This window comes from Paraburkholderia phytofirmans OLGA172 (assembly GCF_001634365.1).
Lineage (GTDB): Bacteria > Pseudomonadota > Gammaproteobacteria > Burkholderiales > Burkholderiaceae > Paraburkholderia.
Window position 1 is genome coordinate 908576 of record NZ_CP014579.1, and the last position, 21565, is coordinate 930140.

Consider the following 21565-nt stretch of genomic DNA (forward strand, 5'->3'; position numbering starts at 1 on the left):
TCGCAAGCCTCGATTTTAAAGCTCATTCCTCAGTTGAATTGGCCGGCCTTCCAGGGAGCAGCGCAATGCCCGTGACCCGCATTCCGATCATCGATCTCGCCGGCGTTCGCGCGGGCGATCCGCAGGCTTTGACGCGCGTGGCGCACGAAATCCGCGAAGCGTGTACGACGATCGGCTTCTTCTACATCGTCAATCACGGCGTGCCGCAAACGGCAATCGATTCCGCCGAGCAGGCGGCGCGCACGTTCTTTGCGTTTCCGGTCGAGACGAAGCGGCGCGCGGCGGTCAATCAACGGCATCGAGGTTTCAACGCGCTCGGCGACGCCACCATGTATCAGGCGAAGCGCCCCGACTACAAGGAGTTCTTCAGCATCGGCCTCGAGTTGCCGGAGGACGATCCCGATGTGCGAGCGGGCCAGGCGCTGCGTGGACCGAACAACTGGCCGGATTTCATGCCAGAGCTGCGGCCCGCGCTTTACGGTTATTACGAAGCGGTGGCCGCATGCGGCGCCGATCTGCTGAGGGCGGTGGCGGTGAGTCTCGGTGTCGGCGAGCGTTTCTTCGCGCCGCGCTATACGAAGCGGATGCAGCGCACGCAGATGGTCTACTATCCGCCGCAGCCGCCCCAGTCGGACGCGGATCAGTTCGGCGTCGCGCCGCATACCGACTACGGCTGCATTACCTTGCTGTGGCAGGATCAGGTGGGCGGCCTGCAGGTGCGTGAGATCGCCAACGATACGTGGGTCGATGCGCCGCCGGTCGAAGGCAGCTTCGTGGTGAACGTAGGCGACCTGCTGGCACGCTGGACCAATGACCGCTTCCGCTCCACCTTGCATCGCGTGATCAATGCATCGGGGCGCGAGCGCTATTCGATCGCGACGTTTTATGATCCCACTTACGGCGCGATGGTCGATCCGCGCGAGCTTGGCACGAGCGAGGCCGACCTCAAGTACCAACCGGTCGCCGCGGGTGACTACATCCTCGGGCGGATCAACGATTCGATGGGTTATCGGAAGAAGGCCGCAGTTGAAGGAACGCAAGGGACCACTGCATGACAGATAACAGGTTGGCAAACGGCGTGGCGAGCTGTGCAAGTAGCAGTGCAGGCAGTAATGCAGACAGCAACGCAATTCACAGCGCCGCGCCGCTTTCCGCAACGCTCGATGCGCTGCGTGCCGCGCTCGGTGCCGACGCGGTGCGCGTCGGCGAGCAGATCGGCGAACGCGCGATGACCGACTGGACCCGCCACGATCCGACGCGGCCCGCCGCGCTGCTGTTGCCGCGCAGCACGGAAGAAGTCTCGCGCGCGCTGGCGATTTGCCATGCAGCGCATCAAGCGGTGGTGCCGCAGGGCGGCATGACCGGCCTCGCAGGCGCCGCGATTGCGCGTGCGACCGATATCGCGCTGTCGCTCGAACGGCTCACCGGCGTTGAAGAGATCGATACCGCCTCGGCCACGCTAACCGTGCGCGCCGGCACCACCTTGCAAAGCGCGCAGGAAGCCGCCGCCGAAGCCGGCTTCGAACTCGCCCTCGATCTCGGCGCACGCGGCTCGTGCCAGATCGGCGGCAATCTGGCGACCAACGCGGGTGGCAATCGCGTGATCCAGTCGGGCACCGCGCGCGACCAGGTGCTCGGCCTCGAAGTCGTGCTCGCCAACGGCGACGTGCTGACGTCGCTCGGCAAGATGGTCAAGAACAATACGGGCTACGATCTGAAACACTGGTTCATCGGTTCGGAAGGCACGCTCGGCGTGATCACGCGCGCGGTGCTGCGGCTTCATCCGCCACGCGCGGCGCGCCATACGGCGCTCGTCGCACTCGGCGGTTACGATGCCGCTGTGAACCTGCTGCGCCGCCTGTCGACGCGCTTTGGCAACGACATTGGCGCGTTCGAGATCATGTGGCCGGATTTCTACGAATTCGGCGTGAAGCTGACGGGCACGAGTTCGCCGTTCGCCGACTCGCACCCGCTCTATGCACTGATCGAACACGCGAGCTTCGACGCAAGCGACGACGGCGAACGCTTCTCCGCCGCGCTGACCGAAGCGCTCGACTCAGAAGCGATCCGCGACGCCGTGATCGCGCAATCGGTGGCCGACGTGCGGGCGTTATGGGCGATTCGAGAATGCACCGCCGAGTTTCCGGTGCGGCTGGATGCGATCAACTTCGACGTGAGCTTGCCCATCGGCGAGATCGGCGCTTTCGTCGAACGTTGCCGCGCGGCGCTCGATCAGCGCTGGCCGGGCAACGTGTCGTATTTCTTCGGCCATATCGGCGATTCGAATCTGCATGTCACCGTCGACGGTCATTCGATCCCCGGCGTCGATCACCACGCGGTTTATGCGTTCGTCTACGAGATGCTTGGACCCTTGCACGGTTCGGTGTCGGCGGAGCACGGGATCGGTTTGCTCAAGCGCGAGTTCTTGCCGATCTCGCGCTCGCCAGCTGAATTGGCGGCCATGGCCGCCATCAAGCATGCGCTGGACCCGCACGGCATTCTGAATCCGGGCAAGCTCTTTTGAGCGCGGCGGCACGTGCGTGGCCCATTCAGGGCGCGGACTCGCCGATGGGCTGTTCGCTGACGAGCGTGCGCAGCTCGCGAGCGAAACGGGCGTAGAGCCACGACAGCGTGGCGGCGCTCAGCACCGAGAACAGCGTACTGAGAAACGCATGGCCCGCCGCGATAAGCATGAGCTGCTGCACGGGATGCAACCCTTCGAGAAGCGGTTTGAAGACGAGCGCGGCGGCAATGCCGACTAGCATCAGCGGCGCTGACACGATGAACATCGTGCCGGCGATTTGCCAGAAATGCGTTTTTCAGCAGCGATCGGGCGAGCGTGCCTCAATGCGCATTCAGATACCGCGCAATCACCGGATAGACATCCACCGCCGCGTTCTTGCCGAAGATACAGTCGATATGCCCGTAGCCGGGAATCAGATGCCGCTCATACGGCTGCTCTGGGAAGTGCTTGACCAGCATGTCGTACGTGAGTTCGGTGCTCTTCGGCAGATAGGTTTCGTTTTTCTCGCCGTGGATGAAGCCGATCGGCAGGCGCATGCCCTCCAGACCTTTCATGCCGTCCCTACCCGTCAGGTAAACGTCTTTGCCTTTGGCATCGACAACCTTGCCCGCTCGTACCATGGCGGCCAGATGCTTGAACACCTCGACGTCGTGCACGCCGAGCAACTCCTGCAGGTTCGAGTGAAGCGTCTCGTTCAACTGTTCATGTTCGTAGAGCAGGCCGTAAAGAAAGGTCGCCCGGTGGCAGATCGGGCTGCCGCAACCCTGTTGGTGATTGAGCGGGTAGAGCCGCAATGCTTCATCGAGCAGGTTCTGGGGCCATGACCTGTGTTCCGTAAAAGCGGTCAGGTCGAGCACGCCGAGATGCTCCATGATGTCCGGGACGTGCAACCCGCATTTGATCTTTTCCAGCGTGCCCGGCACCGGATGCGCCGAGACCTGCGATATGACCGCCGAGCGCACACCCTCGAGCCCGTAGAGCAGCGACATGGTCAACGCCAACCCACCCATGCAGTGGCCCAGTACCTGAATGTCCGGCAGCCCGGTCAACTCCCGCACTTTGGCGACCGCGGCCGGAATGTCCTCGCGAGCGACCTTGTCGACATTGGTCGGCACCAGCACGCTCGGCATTTCGATGCTGACGCGCAGATCGACGAGCCACACGTCGTAGCCGGCCGCACAGAGATACTCCACCAGGTTGGTCCCGATCAGATCGGTGGAATAGATCCGGCTCGACACGCCGGAGCCGTGGATCAGCAGCACCGGACGCAGTGGTTTGCTGGTCGGCCCGGCGTAGCGCGTGAGTCGAAGCGTGGTCCCGTCGGGCGTGTCGAAGAAGGCCACTTGCCGCACGGGTGCGCGCAGCGCGCGCTTCGGGCGCGGCGGCGCCTTCGGATCATAAAACTGCAAGGGCGCCGCCACGCCGCCGTATTCGGCGAACAGCACGCCCGCAAAAAACTTGCCGAACTTCAGGGTCCATTCAAGGCGCGTTTTCAGATCGGGTGTGTTGGTGACTTCAAGCGTGCGTTGCTGCTTGAGGAAATTCTCGGGCGTGATGACCAGCGTTGCTTGACCGATCGCCGGCGCGTCCGCTTGCAGCGACTCGCGGATTTCGGCATAGAGCGTGTTGGTCTGTTCCCATAGATTGACCGGCGACGTACGCGTGATAATCTTCTGTCCGCTCAGGTAGTACGTCTTGTCTTCGGTGGAATTGAGCGTCATGCGGTAATTCATGTTGCGCTCGTCCACGTCCGACTCATCGACCACGAACAGGTTGAAGGTGCCGTCCGTGATCGTCATGGCTTGCGCGGAGAGCGCGGGGCAAGTCAGCGTGCCGGTGGTGTGGGCCAGATGTTGCGGATTGCTAAGCATATCCGCCAGGTTGTCCGATTCTACGGTCAGCGTGAATTCGATCGGACTGGTGGCGGCAACGCCCGCGACGGCCGGGGTATAGGTGCCGATCATCGTTTCGGTGAAGCGCAGGCCGATCTGTTGGGGCGCCGGTGCAGCGGCCGTGCCCTTGGCCAGATAGTCGATGTCCCAGCCTCGCGCGTTGGCGAGCAACGCGCAATTGCGTTCCGCTAGCGCCGAAATCGTCAGCAGCGGATTGACGCCGAGCGACATCGGCATGACTGCGCCATCCATTACGTACAGGCCTTCGTGCACCGCAGGTCCTGTCGTGCCGCAGAAAACCCGGCCCTGATGGTCGACGACGCCGCGCTCCGCGTCCTCGCCCATCCCGCAGCCGCCGAGCGGATGCACGGTGACGGTGCGGTTTTTGAGCATTTTGGTCGAAATCGGGTTGCGCACGTATTTGCCGCCGAGTGGCGCCTGCGCTTTTTCTAGCGTTTCTTCGACGGTTTGGAAGATCGACTGCTTGCCGGCGTTCGGCCAGTCGATGCGCGGCCGGCCTTTGTCATTCACGCTAATCTGGCCGTTTTCGTCGTCATGCGCCATCACCAGGTAGGTTTGCGTGTGGTTGAGGGCGCCGTAATAGGGCCCGCGCAGGAAGCTTTCGATCACGCGCGCGTCGTAACCGAGTGGTTCACCAGCGGCGCGCGGGGCGGGAATGTCGACGCCTTCGAGCGGCGCGGCGCCGCCGAGCATGGCAACCATCGCGGCGCCGACCGGCCCGGCGAGCGAGCCCTCTTCGATCACGAAGCCGTCTTTCACGTTGGGGGTGTTGCGGTGGTCGATGATGCCGGTAATGGTCGGCCCGACCGGCGGGATCTCGCCTTGCTTGTGCGCACCCCAGCCGACGCCGTTGATCATCTCCTCGGTGTTGTACGCGAAGGCCAGGACGTCGCCGTTCCCGGTGAAGTGTTTGCCGAGCATGTCCGAAACGGTGAGCCCCTCCTTGCGCGAGCGCAGCAGCAGAGCGGTCGAACCGATTGTGCCAGCCGACACGATAACGATATCGGCGCTTACGAACAAATCGGGTGCCTGATAACTCTCGCGGCCCAGCTTGACCTCCTGAAAGCGCACGATCCACTTTTGCATGGCTGTGTCGCGCAATACCGAATGCACCGCTGCGCCCGTGAAAATATCTGCGCCGTGCGAGACCGCGTCGGGCAGATAGTTCATGTGCGTCGAATTTTTGGCATCGTAATTGCAGCCTGAGTTGCAATCGCCGCAACCGACGCAGGCCTTCTGCTCGACGCCCGCGGCGTTGATGCGGTCCTCGAAGGTGACGGTGACCGGCGGGGGGTAAAAGCGATCCGCCATCTCGAGCGCCTGCGCGGATTGTTTGAGCGCCTGCAGTTTCGGCAGCTGCGAAAAATCGCCGGACACCGGCGACGGCTGCAGCATGGTGCGGGCAAGGTCGTAGCCCTTGTCGCGTCCGGCCTTGTCGGCGCGTAGCGCCTCGGGCCAGCGGTCGTCGTCCCACAACCGCGGTTCGGCTTCGAGCGCGACGTTCGCGTTGATCAGCGACGTGCCGCCCAGTCCGCAGCCCACCACCGCATTTACGTCTTCATTCAGGTGTACTTCGAGCAGCGCGAGCGGCGAGCCGACTTGCGCGAGGGCGGTGTTGTATTGCACCTGCGCGGCGCCTTCGATCGGCGTGCGCGGAAAATCGCCGGCCATAAATTCGCGCCCACGTTCCAGCACGCACACGCTTCTGCCGGCCCGCGCCATACGGCTCGCGGCAATCGCACCGCCATAACCCGAACCCACCACCACTACATCGTAATGCGGCTGCATTGCTGTCAGGGCGCTCGATAAGCGGTTCATGAGGACCACCTCGTCAGAAAGGGGATGCCGGGTAGGGGAACCCGGACTTCGGAGGGAAGACGGCGTACGGCTGCGGCTTTTTTATCGTAGGTGGTGCGCGATGACAAAAAAAGGCGCATCGTACGTGGCGCGTGGCGCGTGGCGCGTGGCGCGTGGCGCCCGCGTGAGGTGTGCTCGATTTGCGGGCAGGAGAAAAGAGCCGCCGGCGGCCCACGCGAGTCTGCCAATGCGATATTAGGCGGCCGCTTCATTCATTTCGCTGGCGCTCGATTCGGCAGCGAGCAGATTCAACGCGAGCAGAATCGCCGCGCGGTTGTCGATGTCGATCTCGATGCCGAGCACGTCGCTCAGCCAGCGGCCGATCTTGGTATTGGAAAATTCGTCAGCCCGGGCCGTCTTTTTCATGGTGACGCCAAGTTTGACGGCGCGATAGTGATACGAGGGCACACGATGCTGAGCCGCGACTGCCGACAGGCCGCCTTTTTCTTCCGAGCACCAGCCGAGGCTGCCGGCCAGCACGATGCGCTCCGGCTCGTCGAGGCTGTCGATAAAGGCGCGCGCCGCGAGCCGCACGCGTTGCTCGTCCAGACCGTATTGCAGCAACACGCTGTCGACAGGGTCTTCCAGCGCGTGTGCGTGCAGATCGATTTCCTGCGCCATGCCTTCGTTTTCCATCGACACATTGCGTTGATGGCAGGCGCTGCGCAGGCAGTCGATCAGGTAACGGCGAAAATACGCGCACAATGCGTAGCCGTTGGACGGCGCGCTGTCGGCGCAGGCATGAGTCTCCGTGTGGCCGGGCGCGAGGCGCAGCACTTTCGAGTAAATGAATTGGGCGACCAGTTCTTCCTTGTCCTCGCCGAGCGCCTGCAATTCAAGCGGGTGATAGGTGCGCAACGCCCGCTTGACCAGATCGACCATCGACACCATTTCGTCGGCGGACAGCTGGGTACGCCGGCGCCACAGGTCGGGCAGGATCGCATCGTCGAGATTGCGGACGAACGCGTGGCTCGGAACTGCGCCCATGAAAACCTCCATAAGGGGAAAGGCCGGGAGCGCGGGGAGCCTCGACTGCAGGCAAAGAAGGGGGTGTTGGAGCTGTTAAGCCGCGCTGGAATGTGAACTCAGTATGGTTTCCGGCGACGGCTTCGCCTATATGGATTAAGTGGTAGCTGATGGGTAAACTGCCGGGTAAACCGTCCGGTCGACAGCTTTGCATGGGACCGGAGTAAGCGCTATGGGACCAGAGTAAGCGCTAAAGCGCTAACTCTGGTCGACACGCTAACTCCGGTCGACGGCTTTGCATGGGACCGGAGTAAGCGCTAAAGCGCTAACTCCGGTCGACAAAGGAGACCGCATGATGCGGGCCGCCCCGATCCAGCGCGCAATCGATGAAGACCTGGTGCGCGTGCTGTACGCGCAAGATCCGATCGCCTTCTTTTCGCACTGGTTCTCGATCGCGGTGCTGGTGGCGATTTACTGGCCGAACGTCCCGTCGCCGCGGCTCTTCATTGCGTGCTTCGGGTTCTATGCGGTGGCCAATTGCGGCGGCCTTGCGCTATGGGTCTGCAATCGCCGCTACCCGTACCTCGTCACGCCGCGCAGCTGGATCAACCTGCATGCGGTGCGCGGCGTGCTGCTGTATAGCGCGCCGGGGTTGGCCGTGTGGTTCGCGTTCCAGAGCCCGCAAACCGATTTGCCGCTGCTGCACACAGTGATGCTCGTCACGCTGGCAGCTGGCGTGTTCATGTCGAACGGCTTCGATCTGCTGAACTTTTCGACCGCGATTCCGTTTCTGCTGTTTCCCACTATCGTGCTGCATTTCGGCACGCATACGTTCGACCGCACGATTCTCGCGATCGTCCTTGCATTCTTCTTCTGCGCGATCAACGTGTATGCGCTGAGCTATCGCAAGCTGTTCCAGCAGGTCGTGCAGGCGCGTGTCGATCAGCAGTACCTGGCGGAGTCGCTGGCGGCGCAAAAGCGTGTCGCCGAAGAGGCCAGTCTCGCCAAAACGCGCTTTTTTGCCGCCGCGAGCCACGATTTGCGTCAGCCGCTGCATGCGATCGGCCTGCTGGCGGCTTCGCTCAGCGACACGGCGGCGACGCCCGTGCAGCTTGCGAAGACGGCCCAGCACATCGTTTATAACGTCGAGGCGTTGAACCAGCTGTTCAACCAGGTGCTCGATCTCGCCAGGCTCGAAAGCGGCGTGACTCAGGTGATCCGCTTGCATTTCCGGCTGTCGGAGCTGTTCGAGCGGGTCGGCAGCCAGTACCGCCCGCAAGCCGCGGCCAAGGGCCTGGCGTTGCGGATCGCGCCAACCTCGGTGGTCTTGCATGACGATCCGGTGCTGCTCGAACGCGTGCTGAGCAACCTGCTCTCGAACGCGGTGCGCTATACCGAGGAAGGCGCGATCTGGGTAGGCTATCGCCGCGCCGGGCGTCGTTCGGGCGGCTATATCGAGGTGCGCGATTCCGGCATCGGCATTCCGGCGGAGGAGCATGAGCGCATCTTCGAAGAGTTCTATCAGGTCGCCAATCCGCAGCGCGACGCGCGCCAGGGGCACGGTTTGGGCTTGCCGACGGTGAAGCGTCTGATCGAGATGCGCGGCGGCGAGTTGCAGCTGCGCTCGGCGCCGGGCCGCGGCTCGGTGCTCCGCTTTCCGGTGCAGGCGGGCGACGCCGGCGGGATCGTCGCGAGCCTGAACGAGGCGGTGGCGGGCGGGCCGTCGGCGCAAGGGCGGCGCGTACTGTGCATCGACGATGAACCGTCGATTCTCGAAGGCCTGACGAGTCTGCTGGGACGCTGGGGTTGCATCGTGCGTGGCGCGCGCGACGAGGTCGACGCGCTGGTCGCGCTGGAAGACGGCTTCGTGCCGGATGCCGTGTTATGCGACTACCAGCTGGCGAATCACCGAACCGGCGCGCAAGCGCTGTCGGCCGTGCGCAATGTGCTCGCGCGGGCGGGGCACGAAGGCGTGGTGACCTTGCTGATCACGGGCGATATGGCGTCGGCGGAGCTGGCGGCGCTGGCCTTGCAGGGGATTCCGGTGCTGCACAAACCGGTCACGCCGGCGCGCTTGCGGCGTACCCTGGAAATGCTGTGGCAGCAGGCGGAACTGGATAAAGGACGGGCGGCATGAAGGGCGGCATGAGCGCCGCCCGTCAATCCGTTATTACAGGGTTTTGCCGCCCTCGAGCCAGCCGTTGATCACGGCGATCGCCGTGGAGCGGTTGTGCACGCCGAGCGCCCGGAAGATCACCGACAGATGGACCTTGACCGTCCCCTCCGCGACGCCCAGTTCACGCGCGATCATCTTGTTGGTCCAGCCGCGATGCACGAGCCGCATGATGTCCTGCTGTCTGGGCGACAGGTTCTCCAGCAAATGCTGCTGGTGTGGCTGCAGCGCCTGGATTTGGGCGATCGGTTCGGTGAGCGCGGCGCCGCCCTGAGTCGAGGCTTGGGCGGCGCCCTGAGCGGCAAGCTCGGGCGCCGCTTCTGCGCGCGCCGGTGCGGCTTGCGTCTCACGCGAGCCCAGCAGGCTGAGCGCTTCCATCGGCACATAGGCGCCGCCTGACAGAACCAGTTCGATCGCCTTGAGCATGACGCTGGCGGGCTGCCGCTTGGGCACGAAGCCGAGCGCGCCGGCGGCCAGCACCGCGCGCATTTCGTCGGGCGATTCTTCCGCGGAGAGCACCACGACCGGCAACGCAGGGTTCGCCTTCAACAGCGCTTCAAGCGACGAAGCGCCGCTCATGCCCGGCATATGCAGATCCACGATGGCGAGGTCGTGGTCGGCGTCGGGCCGCGCGGCGGCGGCGAGTGTTTCCCAGCTATCGGCTTCGTCGAATTGCGCGTCGGGATCGAGGCCGCGCAGCAGCCCTTTGACGCCTTGCCGGATCAGTTCATGGTCGTCGGCCACAAGAAACTTCATGATGTCTCCGCGAGTCGGGCCTGCGCGTTGTGGACTACCGCCGCCGTGCTGCTGGCTTTACTTCCCGTTTTACTTCTATTCTGGAATCGCGTCATTGCCGGCTACCCCGCGATCATATGCCGATCGGTGGCGCGGCGCGCCTTCTGGTTTGCCGCATAAGTGACTATCTGTTTGTATGATCGCCGGCTGCTTTGCTGCACCAGCATTATGCGTAAGGTAGGTCTCCCGCGCATAGGTTCCGGCTTGTTACGAAGACGAGCCGCACGCCGCAATTTTTGAAGCCGTCCACGCAGGAATCCGAAAGTTATGCGCACCAGATGAAATCACGCACATGCGCGATTCATTTGACTGCAAATAACGTCGCATTCATCAGAAGCTTGAACGCGAAACCGAGCGACATCGCCGAGGCCACGCCGAAGCACCACAGCGCGACGAACCACAGCCAGCCGGGCAGCCGGCGCGCCGGCGTTCGAGACGCGCTGCGGGCGGCGTTGGCGCCCGCGTCCTTAGTGATAGTGATGTTGGTCGTCATGACGCACCTTGCCACGAAATACCCAATAACCCATCGTCGTATAGGCGATGATGACCGGCAGAATCACCGCTGCGCCGACTAGCGTGAACATCTGGCTCGAGCGCGGCGCGGCGGCTTCCCAGAGCGTCATGCTCGACGGAATCGCATACGGCCACAGGCTCACTAGCAGGCCGGCGTAACCGAGCAGCACCAGCAGAAGCGCCAGCACGAACGGCGTGTTGTGATGCCGCGCACGCACCGCGCGGTGCATGAAGAATGCGCACACCGCCACGAGGAATGGCACCGGCAGCAGACGGTAGAACAGGTTGTCGTGGAACCAGCGTTGCGCGATATTCGGATCTTGCAGCGGCGTCCACAGGCTGACCATTGCGATGAACCCGAGCAGCACGAGCGTCAGCGGCCACACCACGCGATGCAGGCGGCGTTGCAGATCGCCTTCGGTCTTCGCGACCAGCCAGCAGCAGCCGAGCAGCGCATAGGTGATAACCAGACCGAGGCCTGTCAGCAGACTGAACGGCGTAAGCCAGCCGAAGGCGTCGCCCGCATAGCCGCCGTCGATCACCGGGATGCCTTGCAGGAACGCGCCCAGCACGATGCCCTGAAAGAACGTCGCGCCCGCCGAGCCGCCGATGAACGCCAGATCCCACAGATGTTTCGTGCGTGTGGCCTTGGCGCGAATCTCGAACGACACGCCGCGGAAAATCAGGCACACGAGCATGAAGATCAGCGGCAGATACAGCGCGGACAGCACGGTCGAGTAGACCACCGGAAACACGGCGAACAGCGCGGCGCCACCCAGCACCAGCCAGGTTTCGTTGCCGTCCCACACGGGCGCGACGGTGTTCATCATCAGGTCGCGTTCTTTCTCATCGGGGAAGAACGGGAAGACGATGCCGATGCCCAGATCGAAGCCGTCGAGCACCACGTACATGAATAGGCCCAGCGCGATGATCGCGGCCCACGCTACGGTTACGTCCATTTTCTTTCTCGCAGGCAGAGAGGTTAGGCGGCGTCGATCATATGATCGACGGCGGACAGCGGGCGGCGCGCGGTCTGATTCGGCGTGTGTTCAGGCACACCGTGCGGCGTTCGTCCCGGCAATGCCGGACCCGAGCGCATCAGCTTGAGCATGTAGTAGATGCCAGTGCCGAACACGAGGAAGTACACGGCCACAAACGTCATTAGCGAAATGCCGACCTGCTGCGTGGTGAGCGGCGACACCGCCTGCGAGGTGCGCATCACGCCGTACACCACCCACGGCTGACGGCCTGCTTCAGTGGTGACCCAGCCCGCCAGCAACGTGATGAAGCCAGTCGGGCCCATTGCCACGGCGACGCGCTGGAACCACTTCGCTTCGAACAGGCGTTCGCGGCGGCGCAGCGCCCATGCGGCGATAGACATCAGGATCATCAGCACGCCGAGCCCGGCCATGATGCGGAAGCTCCAGAACACCACCGTCGAGTTCGGCCGGTCTTGCGGCGGGAATTCCTTCAGGCCGCGAATTTCGCCGTCCCAGCTATGCGTGAGGATCAGGCTGCCGAGATGCGGAATCGACACGGCATAACGCGTGGTCTCCGCTTGCATATCAGGAATGCCGAACAGATTCAGCGCGGTGCCGCCTTGCTCGGTTTCCCACAGACCTTCGATCGCGGCGATCTTGGCCGGCTGATACTTGCGCGTGTTCAGACCGTGCTGATCGCCGACGAACGCCTGAATCGGCGTGAGGATCAGGAGCAGCCAGAGCGCCATCGAGAACATCTTCCTGACGGCCGGATCGCGCCGGCCGCGCAGCAGATGCCATGCGCCCACCGCGGACACCACCAGCCCCGCAACGATGAATGCCGCCAGCGCCATATGCGCGAGCCGGTACGGGAACGACGGATTGAAAATGATCTTGAACCAGTCGAGCGGCACGACATGGCCGTTTACGACTTCGAACCCTTGCGGCGTTTGCATCCAGCTATTGGACGCGAGAATCCAGAAGGTCGAGATCAGCGTGCCGATCGCCACCATCAGCGTCGCGCCGAAGTGGGCGCGGGGACTTACGCGCTGCCAGCCGAACAGCATGATGCCGAGGAAACCCGCTTCGAGGAAGAACGCGGTCATGACCTCATACATGAGAAGCGGTCCGGTGATCGGCCCGGCGAAACTGGAGAAGCCCGACCAGTTGGTGCCGAACTGATAGCTCATCACGACGCCGGACACGACGCCCATACCGAAGGCGACCGCGAAGATCTTCGACCAGAACAGGCAAAGATCTTTGTAGTACGCCTTGCCGGTTTTCAGCCAGCGCCATTCGAGTACGGCGATGAAGCTGGCGAGGCCAATGCTGAGCGCCGGAAAAACAATGTGAAACGAAACGGTGAACGCAAACTGAATGCGGGCGAGATCGAATGCCGAAATTGCGGAGTTCATGAGCGTGAAGGTCGTGATGCCCGCGAGGGCGGACTACGCGCGTCGACCGTTGTCGGTGCGCACTGCGCTGGGCAGATGTCGCAAGAGTAGGGGAAGGGACGGCTTTTTGCTGCGACGCGACGTGCGTCAAAAAACCACGTTGTTTCGCGCGGATTTCCGTTTTTGAGACGGCAAATGCTTGATAGGTATCAAGTTTTCTTTATTGCGTGCTTAGGTGTGTTTCTCGCGGTCGGCGCGAAGCTGCGGCAATAGACCGCGCTGCAACAACGCGGTAGCGGACCTGCCGAACGCATACAGAAAATTCAGAAGACCCATGCAGCCGAATTGATGCGCGTGAAGCAGGCGATCAAGGCGCAGGAACAGCAGGAAGCGCAGGAATGCGCGACGCGAACGCTCAGCGCCACGGGCACGCGGGCTACGCGATCGAGATAAACAGTTGCTTGCCGCACGCGGCCGCGTATCTGCGCAACGTGTCGATAGAAGGCGAGTGCTGCCCCGAAGCAAGCGCCCGTTCGAGCCGGGTGATAGCGGGCGCTTTCGTGCCCATGCGCTCCGCGACTTGCGCCTGCGTCAAGCCGGCTTCACGCCGCGCGGCGAGCATCTGATCGAGCAGCGCGAATTCTTCACGGTTCAGCCGCTCGTATTCGGCGCGTACTTCGGGATCGGCGAGCGCCCGTTCGCGCATTGCCTTATACGTTGCCATTTCTGATCTCCAGCAGTCTTTTGCGCGCCACGTCCAGTTCGTTACGCGGCGTTTGTTGTGACTTCTTCACGAAACTGTGAAGCATGACGATTTTGCGTTCCACGATCGTGCAGTAGAACACTCTGGCGATACCCTCCGCGCCTTTCAGGCGCATCTCGAACAGGCCGCCACCCATTGACGCAGTGTGCGGCTCGCCGAGATTCGGGCCGTATTCCTCCATGCGATCGGCCAGCGCGATAAAGCGCGCGAGCAGCGTTTTCGGCAATGAGGCAACGTTCACTTTGACCTTTTCGTTGTAGAAGTCGATCGTAAATGCCATTGGAATCCATGATAACAAATATGTTATTTGTGCGCAAGCGGGCGACCTTGCCAGTTGTTGCTGTAAATCGGCAAAAACCGGGGGGCGTTGCCTGGCAGGAGATCGAACGACGGGAAGAGGGCGAAGGCAGGACCGCGATGAGCGGTTACGACGGCGTTGGCGCAACTAGCGGTTCGGCTGGGTTGAGTCGTGCGGGACGCGATTGCGGGCGCTCGGTGAGGTGGCTGGATAACGCATTGCCCACGTCCTTATTCGCACGTCTTGTTATACGATGTCGCATAAATAGAATTGTCGCAGGCGGTTGTCTATAAAAGGCAATTCTCCTGACAGATAGCGAAAATGCGGGTAAATGCCGGGTTGAAATGCGCCTTCCGATCTACGATAGTACGTTATCGTACAACTATCGGGGACGTTCCCGGTTCACTGCCGCCACGGCTCGACTCCTTGCCGTCCCCCGGCTCCCATCGCGCGCGGCGCTGTAAAGGAACCTTATGAAAAAGATTGCCCTGAGTGGGGCCGGTGGCCAGCTCGGCTCGGTAGTGCGCGCGGCGTTGATCGCGCGCGGGATCCCCGTACGTTCGGCCGCGGGCTCGAGAGCCCTGGCGCCGCTGGTGGACGGCGAGGACGTGATGCATGGCGATCTGCGCGATCCTGCCGTCGTCGATCGCCTGCTGGAGGGTGTCGACGTGCTGATTCACTTCGCCGGCACGAGCGTGGAGCGCCCGCTGCCGGAGATCATCGACAACAACCTGCGCGCGCTGGTCGAGGTATACGAAGGCGCGCGCCGGCAAGGGGTTCGGCGCGTGGTGTTCGCCAGCTCCAACCACGCGATCGGCATGTATCCGGTCACCGACCATCTCGGTCTCGACTGCGCGCTGCGCCCGGACGGTTTCTACGGCCTGAGCAAGGTGTGGGGCGAAGCGCTCGCGCGCATGTATTGGGACAAGCACGGTATCGAGAGTATTTGCGTGCGCATCGGCAGTTGCCTCGAGCGGCCGACCGAGCAGCGGCACCTGAGCACCTGGTTCGGTCATCGCGACCTGATGCATTTCCTTGACCGCTGTGTCGAGGCAGAGGACGTCGGGTTCATCGCCGTGTGGGGCGTCTCGGCCAACACACGGAGCTGGTGGGACAACAGCGGCGCCGAGCGTTTGGGTTATCGGCCGACGCAGGACGCCGAGGTCTATGCCGAGGAAATACTTGCGCAGCCGAACCCGCTCGACGCCTTGGGTCAGCGTTACCAGGGCGGCAGCTTCGTCGGCATCGATTACTCACGCGACGACACCGCGAGCCAGCCGTTCTGATTGGTTAAGGAATACGAGGAGACACAGTCATGAAAATCAAGGGCATCCGCTGGTGGATGGTCAGCCTGATCGCGGCCGGGCTCATCATCAATTACCTCGCGCGCAATACGCTGTCAGTGGCGGCGCCGACGCTGATGAAGGACCTCAACATCACGACCGCGCAGTATTCGCACGTGGTGGTGGCATGGCAACTTTGCTATGCATTCATGCAGCCGGTCGCGGGCTACGTGCTCGACACCGTCGGCACCAAGATCGGCTTTGCGGCGTTCGCGATTGCCTGGTCGCTGGCCTGCGCCGCAGCGGCATGGTCGACGGGCTGGCGCAGCCTGGCGTTCTTCCGCGGCGTGCTCGGTATCGCCGAAGCGGCGGGCATCCCGGCCGGCGTCAAGGCGACGAGCGAGTGGTTCCCGGCCAAGGAGCGTTCCGTTGCGATCGGCTGGTTCAATATCGGCTCGTCCATTGGCGCGCTGTTGGCGCCGCCGCTGGTCGTTTGGGCGTTGTTGCACGGTCAATGGCAATGGGCGTTCCTGATCGTCGGCGTGGCGGGGATTGTCTGGAGCGTGCTGTGGATGCTGCTTTACAAGCACCCGCAGAAACAGACGCTGCTGAGCGACGCCGAGCGCGATTACATCCTCAGCGGACAGGAGGCGAAGCACAGCGAAGCCGGCGCGGTCAAGCGCAGCTGGATTGCCATGCTCGGCAGCCGCGACTTCTGGGCAATCGGCATTCCCCGGATTCTTTCCGAGCCGGCCTGGCAGACCTTCAACGCGTGGATCCCGCTGTACATGATGACCGAGCGGCACATGAACCTGAAGGAAGTCGCGCTGTACGCGTGGATGCCTTTTCTGGCCGCGGATATCGGCTGTGTGCTCGGCGGCTACCTCAGCCCGCTGTTTCATAAATACGCGAAGGTCTCGCTGTTCACGTCGCGCAAGATGGTCTTCGTCGTTGGCGCGCTCTGCATGATCGGGCCAGCCTGCGTCGGGCTGGTGGCGAGTCCTTACGCGGCTGTGGCGCTGCTGTGCGTCGGCGGCTTTGCCCACCAGACCCTGTCGGGTGCGCTGTACGCAATCACCTCCGACATGTTCGGCAAGAACGAAGTCGCTACCGCCACCGGCATGGGCGGCATGGCGGGCTACCTGGGCGCGGCGGCATTTACGGCGCTGTTCGGCGTGCTGGTCACGCAGATCGGATACAGCCCGTTGTTCGTGGTGCTGGCGGTGTTCGACATCATCGCGGCTGCTGTGGTGTGCCTGCTCGCCCGAAGCAGCGACAAGCTGCCCGAGCCGCGCTGGGTGCCGGCGAGTGCTGTGATCAAGTGAGCTATCGCGGGTAACGGTTAGGGCCGGCCGCGAAGCGCGCCGGGTAAATGAAAATGGCGGCGTCCTCGGACGCCGCCATTTTTCTTTCCTTCCCGCTTAACGTTTATCGACGACCATCGTGTTGTAAGTCGTTGAACCGATGATCACATTATTCAACGTGATTGCATTGACGTCGTGCGCATCGATCGGCGCCTGGAGCCGGACCTTGCTGGCTTAGGTGGTTTGCTGGCCGATTTCGTGATTGGCGAGTATTTCGAGTGCGCGCACCATGGCGGAGTGATCCCATGCCTTGCCGCCATGCGCCACGCAGGCGTTGAAGAGCTGCTGGCAGGTGGCGGTATTCGGCAAGGAGACGCCGAGCGCCTGGGCCGTCGAGAGCGCGAGATTCAGATCCTTCCGGTGAAGCTCGATGCGAAAACCCGGGTCGAAGGCGCGCTTTGTCATCCGTTCACCGTGCACTTCGAGAATGCGCGAGGACGCAAAGCCGCCCATCAGCGCTTCGCGCACGCGCGCCGGATCGACGCCGGCTTTGGAGGCGAGCAGCAACGCTTCGCCGACGGCCTCGATCGTCGCGGCGACGATCACCTGATTGGCCACCTTGCACACCTGGCCCGCGCCGACGGCGCCGATCAGCGTGACGTTCTTGCCCATCATGTCAAAGAGCGGCTTGACCTGCTCGAAGGTTGCTGTTTCGCCCCCCACCATGATGGTCAGCGAACCGGCCTTGGCGCCGACCTCGCCACCTGAAACCGGTGCATCCAGATAGTCCGCGCCGCGCTCGCGCACGCGGGCCGCGAAGTCGCGCGTGGCCATCGGCGAAATCGAGCTCATGTCGACCACGGTTTGTCCCGGGCGCAAGGCATCGGCGAGGCCGTGTTCGCCAAACAGCACGCGTTCGACGTCCGGCGTGTCCGGCACCATGACGAAGATCACGTCGGCATGCGCGGCCACGGCGGCCGGGCTGTCACACGCGACGGCACCGGCCTGGATGAGCTCGTCGGGCACGCCGCTGCGCGTAAACGCAGCAAGGGCCACGCCGTTCTTGAGAAGGTTGGCGGCCATGGGCTTGCCCATGATGCCGAGTCCGATAAAGCCTGCTTTTTGCATGGAATTCTCCGTAGATGTCATGGCGGCCGTCTCCACTTCCGGTCCGCTTATTTCTGCATGAAGTGTTTTTGCACCGTCTGTGCGGCGGCTTTCAGCAGCCCCATATCCGCACAGACCGCGATGACGCGGCAGCCCATCGAGAGATAGCGCTCCGCATCGGCCTGCACGGGCGCGAGGATGCCACTCGGCTTGCCGGCGGCCTGTGCGCGCTCAAACACGCGCGCAATTGCCTGTTGCACGTCGGGATGATTCGGGTTGCCGATGTGGCCATAGGCGGCCGCGAGATCGGACGGTCCGACGAAAACGGCATCGACGCCGTCCACGGCGAGAATCTCGTCAATGTTGTCGACAGCCTTGCGGCTTTCGATCTGAACGATGACGCAGACGTTGTCGTTGGCGATGTCGAAATAATTGGCGACCGTCGCGTAGCGATTGCCTCGCTGGCTCACCGAGACGCCGCGAATACCCTGCGGCGGATAACGCGTCGCGGCGACAGCGCGCGCCGCGTCTTCGGCGCTATCGACAAACGGCACCAGAAAATTCGAGAAACCGCTATCCAGGAGCCGCTTGATGAACACGCTGTCGTTTGCCGGCGGGCGCACCACCGGTGCGCTCGGGCTGTCCTTGAGCGCCATCAACTGGGGGATCAGCGTCAGAACGTCGTTCGGCGCGTGTTCCGCATCGAGCAGCATCCAGTCGAAGCCGACCACGCCGAGCAATTCCGTGACAATCGGGCTGGCGAGCGAGGCCCAGCAGCCGATCAGGGTTTCGCCGCCGCAGACGGCGCGGCGAAAGCTATTGGGTAAGGACTGGTAAGGCGTGACGGCTGTCATGGGGATCTCTCCTCGAACTGCAATTGACCGGGCAAGCTCTGACGGGTGCTGAACTCAGTGTTATAGGTCATCGTATATCTTGTTGGAGGGTAGCATTGGCGTGCTCGCTTGTAACTGTCACGTAAACCCGAATTCTTCGCGGAGAAAGGTTTTCGGGTTGCGCGTAGGGCGTCCTATGTTATAGGATGACATATATCTTAGACGTCCATTCAAGGAAAGCGAAATGTCTATTACCGGCGCAATGCTGATTGGCCGCAATGCCGTGCGCGGCGAGGAAGAGCCCTTGCGCGCGTTCAATCCCATTACGGGATCCGAGATCGCCGAGCCGGTGTTCGGCAGCGGCTCGGTCGCGAATGTCGAGCTTGCCTGCGAACTCGCGCGGAAAGCGTTCGACCCGTACCGGCATCTGCCGCTCGCGGTGCGCGCCGCGTTTCTGGAGCGTATCGCGGATGGCATCACGGCGCTCGGCGATGCGCTGATCCAGCGTGCGCACGAAGAGTCGGGCCTGCCGAAGGCGCGTCTCGAAGGTGAGCGCGGCCGGACGACTGGCCAGCTCAAACTGTTCGCGCAAGTCGTACGCGCCGGCCAATGGCTCGCTGCAACGCTCGATTCGCCGTTGCCCGAGCGCAAGCCTTTGCCGCGCTCCGATCTGCGGATGCAAAAGATTCCGCTGGGGCCGGTCGCGGTGTTCGGCGCCAGCAATTTCCCGCTCGCGTTTTCGGTGGCGGGTGGCGATACCGCTGCGGCGCTCGCGGCAGGCTGCCCGGTGGTGGTGAAGGCGCATCGCGCGCACCTCGGCACTTCGGAGATGGTCGGCCGGGTGATTCAGCAAGTCGCGCGGGACATGGACTTGCCTGAAGGCGTGTTCTCGATGATCGTCGGCGCCGGCAATTCGGTCGGTGAAGCGCTGGTCGCGCATCCGGCGATCAAGGCGGTGGGCTTCACGGGTTCGCGCGCAGGCGGCACCTCGCTGATGCGCGTCGCGGCCGCCCGGGCCGAGCCGATTCCGGTCTACGCGGAAATGAGCAGCATCAACCCGGTGTTCCTCCTGTCGAATGCGCTGTCGCAACGCGGTGAGACCATCGCGCGTGGCTTCGTCGATTCGCTGGTGCTCGGCGCGGGGCAGTTCTGTACCAACCCGGGGCTCGCGATCGCTGTCGACAGCGACGCACTCAAAGGCTTCGTTGCAACGGCGTCCGAGGCGCTGAGCGGCAAGCCGGCCCAGACCATGCTGACGGCGGGCATTCACGCGGCCTATGAAGAGGGCGAAGGCAAACTGGCGGCAACCAGGGGCGTCGAAACGGTTGCGCAAGGCGTTGACGCGACGGGGCCGACACAGGCTCGCGCGGTCCTGTTCGTGACCGACGCGCCGACCTTCCTGTCCACGCCGGCGTTGGAGGACGAGGTCTTCGGACCGGCATCGACCATTGTGCTTTGCAAGGACGAACAGGAAATGCTCGCAGTCGCCGAGCACTTTGCCGGTCAGTTGACCGCCACGGTGCAAATGGATAGCGCGGATCTGGCGGTCGCAAAGAAGCTGGTGCCGATTCTCGAGCGCAAGGCCGGCCGGATTCTTGTCAACGGATTCCCGACGGGCGTCGAGGTTTCCCACGCGATGGTCCATGGCGGCCCGTTCCCGGCCACCTCCGATAGCCGGGCGACGTCAGTGGGGACGACATCGATCGAGCGTTTCCTGCGCCCGGTGTGCTATCAGGATTTCCCGGCCGATCTGCTGCCGGAATCGCTGGCAGACGGTAATCCGCTGGCCTTGTGGCGCCGTCGCGACGGCGAGATCACGCGCAGCTAAGCGATGTATGAGCGGCGCCCAGGTAGGCGCCGCGTAAGAAAAAAATGGCCGGGATATGAACTGCACCCCAAAGGTTGGATCGGTGTCCAACTTTGCGGGGTCAGTTCAGATATCCCAGCCATTTTTTTTGCGCCCAGCGTGGCGAATCAGCGCTTGCCCAGCGCAATGAATCAGCTATTTGCCTCAGCCGATTCATTGGCGCGCCGCAGCCGTTCGCGGCTATTGGACAGGTGCATGCGCATCGCCGCACGCGCGCCTTCGGCGTCGTGCCGCGTAATCGCCTCGAGAATGCTTGCGTGCTCCAGGTTGACAAGCGACAGATACGCATCGGGCTCGGCACGCGCGATTCCCGCCGAGTCGAGCCGGTTGCGCGGAATCAGCGCGCTGCCCATTTGCGTGAGGATGTCGACGAAATACCGGTTGCCGGTTGCACGCGCCACGGAGATATGGAACTGCAGGTCGGCATCGACGCTATCCAGCCCGTTGTGGCGGGTGGCTTCGATCGCATCGAGCGCGGCGCGCATGCGCGCGAGGTCGTCCGGCTTGGCCCGCTGAGCGGCGAGACCGGCGCATTCCGTTTCGAGGCTGATGCGCAGTTCCAGGATCGACAGCACGTCGCGCAAGGTGGTGGCGGGCACCATGTCGATGCCCAGCTTTTCGCGCTGCGGTTCCAGCACGAAGCTGCCGATGCCGTGGCGCGTCTCGATGACCTTGCCCGCCTGCAAGCGCGAAATTGCTTCGCGAATAACGGTGCGGCTCACGCTCAGCGTGACCATCAGCTGCGATTCGGTCGGTAGTTTGTCGCCGGGCTTCAAGGCGTTAGACGCAATTTGCTCGGTGACGTAGCTGACGACAAACTCGGCAAGATTGCGCGCGCGTCGTGGCGGTGCCGCGGATGCCAGTGGAGTAGCCATCGAAAACGCCCCTCGAATCAGATAGTTGCGGATATTTCCTGCGATCCATTATACCGTCGTCTGACGACTGATTATATAAACGCCGGATCATTTTCGGCGTCGGCATCAGACTCGGCGTCG

18 protein-coding genes are annotated in these 21565 nt (G+C 63.0%); 6 read left to right on the forward strand and 12 right to left on the reverse strand.

Annotation, left to right across the window (positions count from 1 at the left end; genetic code table 11):
• The first annotated feature begins 65 nt into the window (after positions 1–65).
• Positions 66–1055, forward strand: a complete 990-nt coding sequence (locus tag AYM40_RS24360; protein ID WP_063498780.1) for an isopenicillin N synthase family dioxygenase — start codon at positions 66–68, stop codon at positions 1053–1055.
• Positions 1052–2524 carry an FAD-binding oxidoreductase gene (locus tag AYM40_RS24365; protein ID WP_236721069.1) on the forward strand — a complete coding sequence of 491 codons (1473 nt, stop codon included), beginning with the start codon at positions 1052–1054 and terminating at the stop codon, positions 2522–2524. Before AYM40_RS24360 ends, AYM40_RS24365 begins: the two co-directional genes overlap by 4 nt.
• Before the next feature lie 25 nt (positions 2525–2549).
• Here the strand turns inward: AYM40_RS24365 and AYM40_RS24370 are convergent, their stop codons facing one another.
• From AYM40_RS24370 to AYM40_RS24380, 3 genes are all read right to left on the reverse strand, one after another.
• Positions 2550–2780, reverse strand: a complete 231-nt coding sequence (locus AYM40_RS24370; protein ID WP_158515321.1) for a hypothetical protein — start codon at positions 2778–2780, stop codon at positions 2550–2552.
• A 64-nt stretch (positions 2781–2844) separates the two neighbouring features.
• On the reverse strand, positions 2845–6255 hold the full coding sequence (locus AYM40_RS24375; RefSeq protein WP_063498782.1) for an alpha/beta fold hydrolase: 3411 nt from the start codon (positions 6253–6255) through the stop codon (positions 2845–2847).
• Positions 6256–6489: 234 nt separating this feature from the next.
• Positions 6490–7281, reverse strand: a complete 792-nt coding sequence (locus tag AYM40_RS24380) for a hypothetical protein (protein WP_063498783.1) — start codon at positions 7279–7281, stop codon at positions 6490–6492.
• A gap of 334 nt (positions 7282–7615) precedes the next feature.
• On the opposite strand from AYM40_RS24380, the gene AYM40_RS24385 reads away from it, so the two are divergent.
• On the forward strand, positions 7616–9397 hold the full coding sequence (locus AYM40_RS24385; RefSeq protein WP_063500663.1) for a hybrid sensor histidine kinase/response regulator: 1782 nt from the start codon (positions 7616–7618) through the stop codon (positions 9395–9397).
• Positions 9398–9430: 33 nt separating this feature from the next.
• On the opposite strand, the gene AYM40_RS24390 is transcribed toward AYM40_RS24385, so the two are convergent.
• The 6 genes from AYM40_RS24390 to AYM40_RS24415 all read right to left on the reverse strand — a co-directional run bounded on the left by AYM40_RS24390 (position 9431) and on the right by AYM40_RS24415 (position 14158).
• On the reverse strand, positions 9431–10189 hold the full coding sequence (locus tag AYM40_RS24390) for a response regulator transcription factor (RefSeq protein WP_063498784.1): 759 nt from the start codon (positions 10187–10189) through the stop codon (positions 9431–9433).
• 340 nt (positions 10190–10529) lie between these two features.
• On the reverse strand, positions 10530–10721 hold the full coding sequence (locus AYM40_RS24395; protein ID WP_063498785.1) for a hypothetical protein: 192 nt from the start codon (positions 10719–10721) through the stop codon (positions 10530–10532).
• Positions 10696–11700, reverse strand: coding sequence for a cytochrome d ubiquinol oxidase subunit II (cydB, locus tag AYM40_RS24400; RefSeq protein ID WP_063498786.1), 1005 nt, complete (start codon positions 11698–11700; stop codon positions 10696–10698). Before cydB ends, AYM40_RS24395 begins: the two co-directional genes overlap by 26 nt.
• A gap of 23 nt (positions 11701–11723) precedes the next feature.
• Positions 11724–13136: a cytochrome ubiquinol oxidase subunit I gene (locus AYM40_RS24405; RefSeq protein ID WP_063498787.1), complete on the reverse strand. Its 1413-nt coding sequence runs from the start codon at positions 13134–13136 to the stop codon at positions 11724–11726.
• Between the two features lie 415 nt (positions 13137–13551).
• The gene (locus AYM40_RS24410; RefSeq protein ID WP_063498788.1) at positions 13552–13839 is read right to left on the reverse strand and encodes a helix-turn-helix domain-containing protein; all 288 of its coding nucleotides are present in this window, start codon (positions 13837–13839) and stop codon (positions 13552–13554) included.
• Positions 13826–14158, reverse strand: coding sequence for a type II toxin-antitoxin system RelE/ParE family toxin (locus tag AYM40_RS24415; RefSeq protein ID WP_063498789.1), 333 nt, complete (start codon positions 14156–14158; stop codon positions 13826–13828). The genes AYM40_RS24410 and AYM40_RS24415 overlap by 14 nt, the downstream gene beginning before the upstream one ends.
• 491 nt (positions 14159–14649) lie before the next feature.
• On the opposite strand from AYM40_RS24415, the gene AYM40_RS24420 reads away from it, so the two are divergent.
• Positions 14650–15462, forward strand: a complete 813-nt coding sequence (locus AYM40_RS24420; RefSeq protein ID WP_063498790.1) for an NAD-dependent epimerase/dehydratase family protein — start codon at positions 14650–14652, stop codon at positions 15460–15462.
• 29 nt (positions 15463–15491) lie between these two features.
• On the forward strand, positions 15492–16784 hold the full coding sequence (locus AYM40_RS24425; RefSeq protein WP_063498791.1) for an MFS transporter: 1293 nt from the start codon (positions 15492–15494) through the stop codon (positions 16782–16784).
• A 213-nt stretch (positions 16785–16997) separates the two neighbouring features.
• Here AYM40_RS24425 and AYM40_RS24430 read toward each other — a convergent pair whose 3' ends face one another.
• Together AYM40_RS24430 and garL are read right to left on the reverse strand one after the other, a co-directional pair.
• On the reverse strand, positions 16998–17927 hold the full coding sequence (locus tag AYM40_RS24430; RefSeq protein ID WP_256390495.1) for a 2-hydroxy-3-oxopropionate reductase: 930 nt from the start codon (positions 17925–17927) through the stop codon (positions 16998–17000).
• Between the two features lie 11 nt (positions 17928–17938).
• Complete coding sequence (gene garL, locus AYM40_RS24435) at positions 17939–18724, reverse strand: 2-dehydro-3-deoxyglucarate aldolase (RefSeq protein WP_063498793.1); 786 nt, start codon at positions 18722–18724, stop codon at positions 17939–17941.
• Positions 18725–18947: 223 nt separating this feature from the next.
• Here garL and AYM40_RS24440 point away from each other — a divergent pair, with 223 nt between their 5' ends.
• Entirely contained in the window at positions 18948–20531 is a 1584-nt protein-coding gene (locus tag AYM40_RS24440; RefSeq protein WP_063498794.1) for an aldehyde dehydrogenase (NADP(+)), read from the forward strand.
• Between the two features lie 170 nt (positions 20532–20701).
• On the opposite strand, the gene AYM40_RS24445 is transcribed toward AYM40_RS24440, so the two are convergent.
• The gene (locus AYM40_RS24445; protein ID WP_063498795.1) at positions 20702–21445 is read right to left on the reverse strand and encodes a FadR/GntR family transcriptional regulator; all 744 of its coding nucleotides are present in this window, start codon (positions 21443–21445) and stop codon (positions 20702–20704) included.
• Between the last annotated feature and the right edge of the window lie 120 nt (positions 21446–21565).

Bases quoted from the DNA above. Each gene is read 5' to 3' on its own strand.
- AYM40_RS24360 (WP_063498780.1), top strand. From the start codon at position 66: ATGCCCGTGACCCGCATTCCGATCATCGATCTCGCCGGCGTTCGCGCG.
- AYM40_RS24405 (WP_063498787.1), bottom strand. From the start codon at position 13,136: ATGAACTCCGCAATTTCGGCATTCGATCTCGCCCGCATTCAGTTTGCG.
- AYM40_RS24415 (WP_063498789.1), bottom strand. From the start codon at position 14,158: ATGGCATTTACGATCGACTTCTACAACGAAAAGGTCAAAGTGAACGTT.
- AYM40_RS24365 (WP_236721069.1), top strand. From the start codon at position 1,052: ATGACAGATAACAGGTTGGCAAACGGCGTGGCGAGCTGTGCAAGTAGC.
- AYM40_RS24375 (WP_063498782.1), bottom strand. From the start codon at position 6,255: ATGAACCGCTTATCGAGCGCCCTGACAGCAATGCAGCCGCATTACGAT.
- AYM40_RS24380 (WP_063498783.1), bottom strand. From the start codon at position 7,281: ATGGGCGCAGTTCCGAGCCACGCGTTCGTCCGCAATCTCGACGATGCG.
- AYM40_RS24395 (WP_063498785.1), bottom strand. From the start codon at position 10,721: ATGACGACCAACATCACTATCACTAAGGACGCGGGCGCCAACGCCGCC.
- AYM40_RS24420 (WP_063498790.1), top strand. From the start codon at position 14,650: ATGAAAAAGATTGCCCTGAGTGGGGCCGGTGGCCAGCTCGGCTCGGTA.
- garL (WP_063498793.1), bottom strand. From the start codon at position 18,724: ATGACAGCCGTCACGCCTTACCAGTCCTTACCCAATAGCTTTCGCCGC.
- AYM40_RS24410 (WP_063498788.1), bottom strand. From the start codon at position 13,839: ATGGCAACGTATAAGGCAATGCGCGAACGGGCGCTCGCCGATCCCGAA.
- AYM40_RS24390 (WP_063498784.1), bottom strand. From the start codon at position 10,189: ATGAAGTTTCTTGTGGCCGACGACCATGAACTGATCCGGCAAGGCGTC.
- AYM40_RS24440 (WP_063498794.1), top strand. From the start codon at position 18,948: ATGTCTATTACCGGCGCAATGCTGATTGGCCGCAATGCCGTGCGCGGC.
- AYM40_RS24445 (WP_063498795.1), bottom strand. From the start codon at position 21,445: ATGGCTACTCCACTGGCATCCGCGGCACCGCCACGACGCGCGCGCAAT.
- AYM40_RS24425 (WP_063498791.1), top strand. From the start codon at position 15,492: ATGAAAATCAAGGGCATCCGCTGGTGGATGGTCAGCCTGATCGCGGCC.
- AYM40_RS24385 (WP_063500663.1), top strand. From the start codon at position 7,616: ATGCGGGCCGCCCCGATCCAGCGCGCAATCGATGAAGACCTGGTGCGC.
- cydB (WP_063498786.1), bottom strand. From the start codon at position 11,700: ATGGACGTAACCGTAGCGTGGGCCGCGATCATCGCGCTGGGCCTATTC.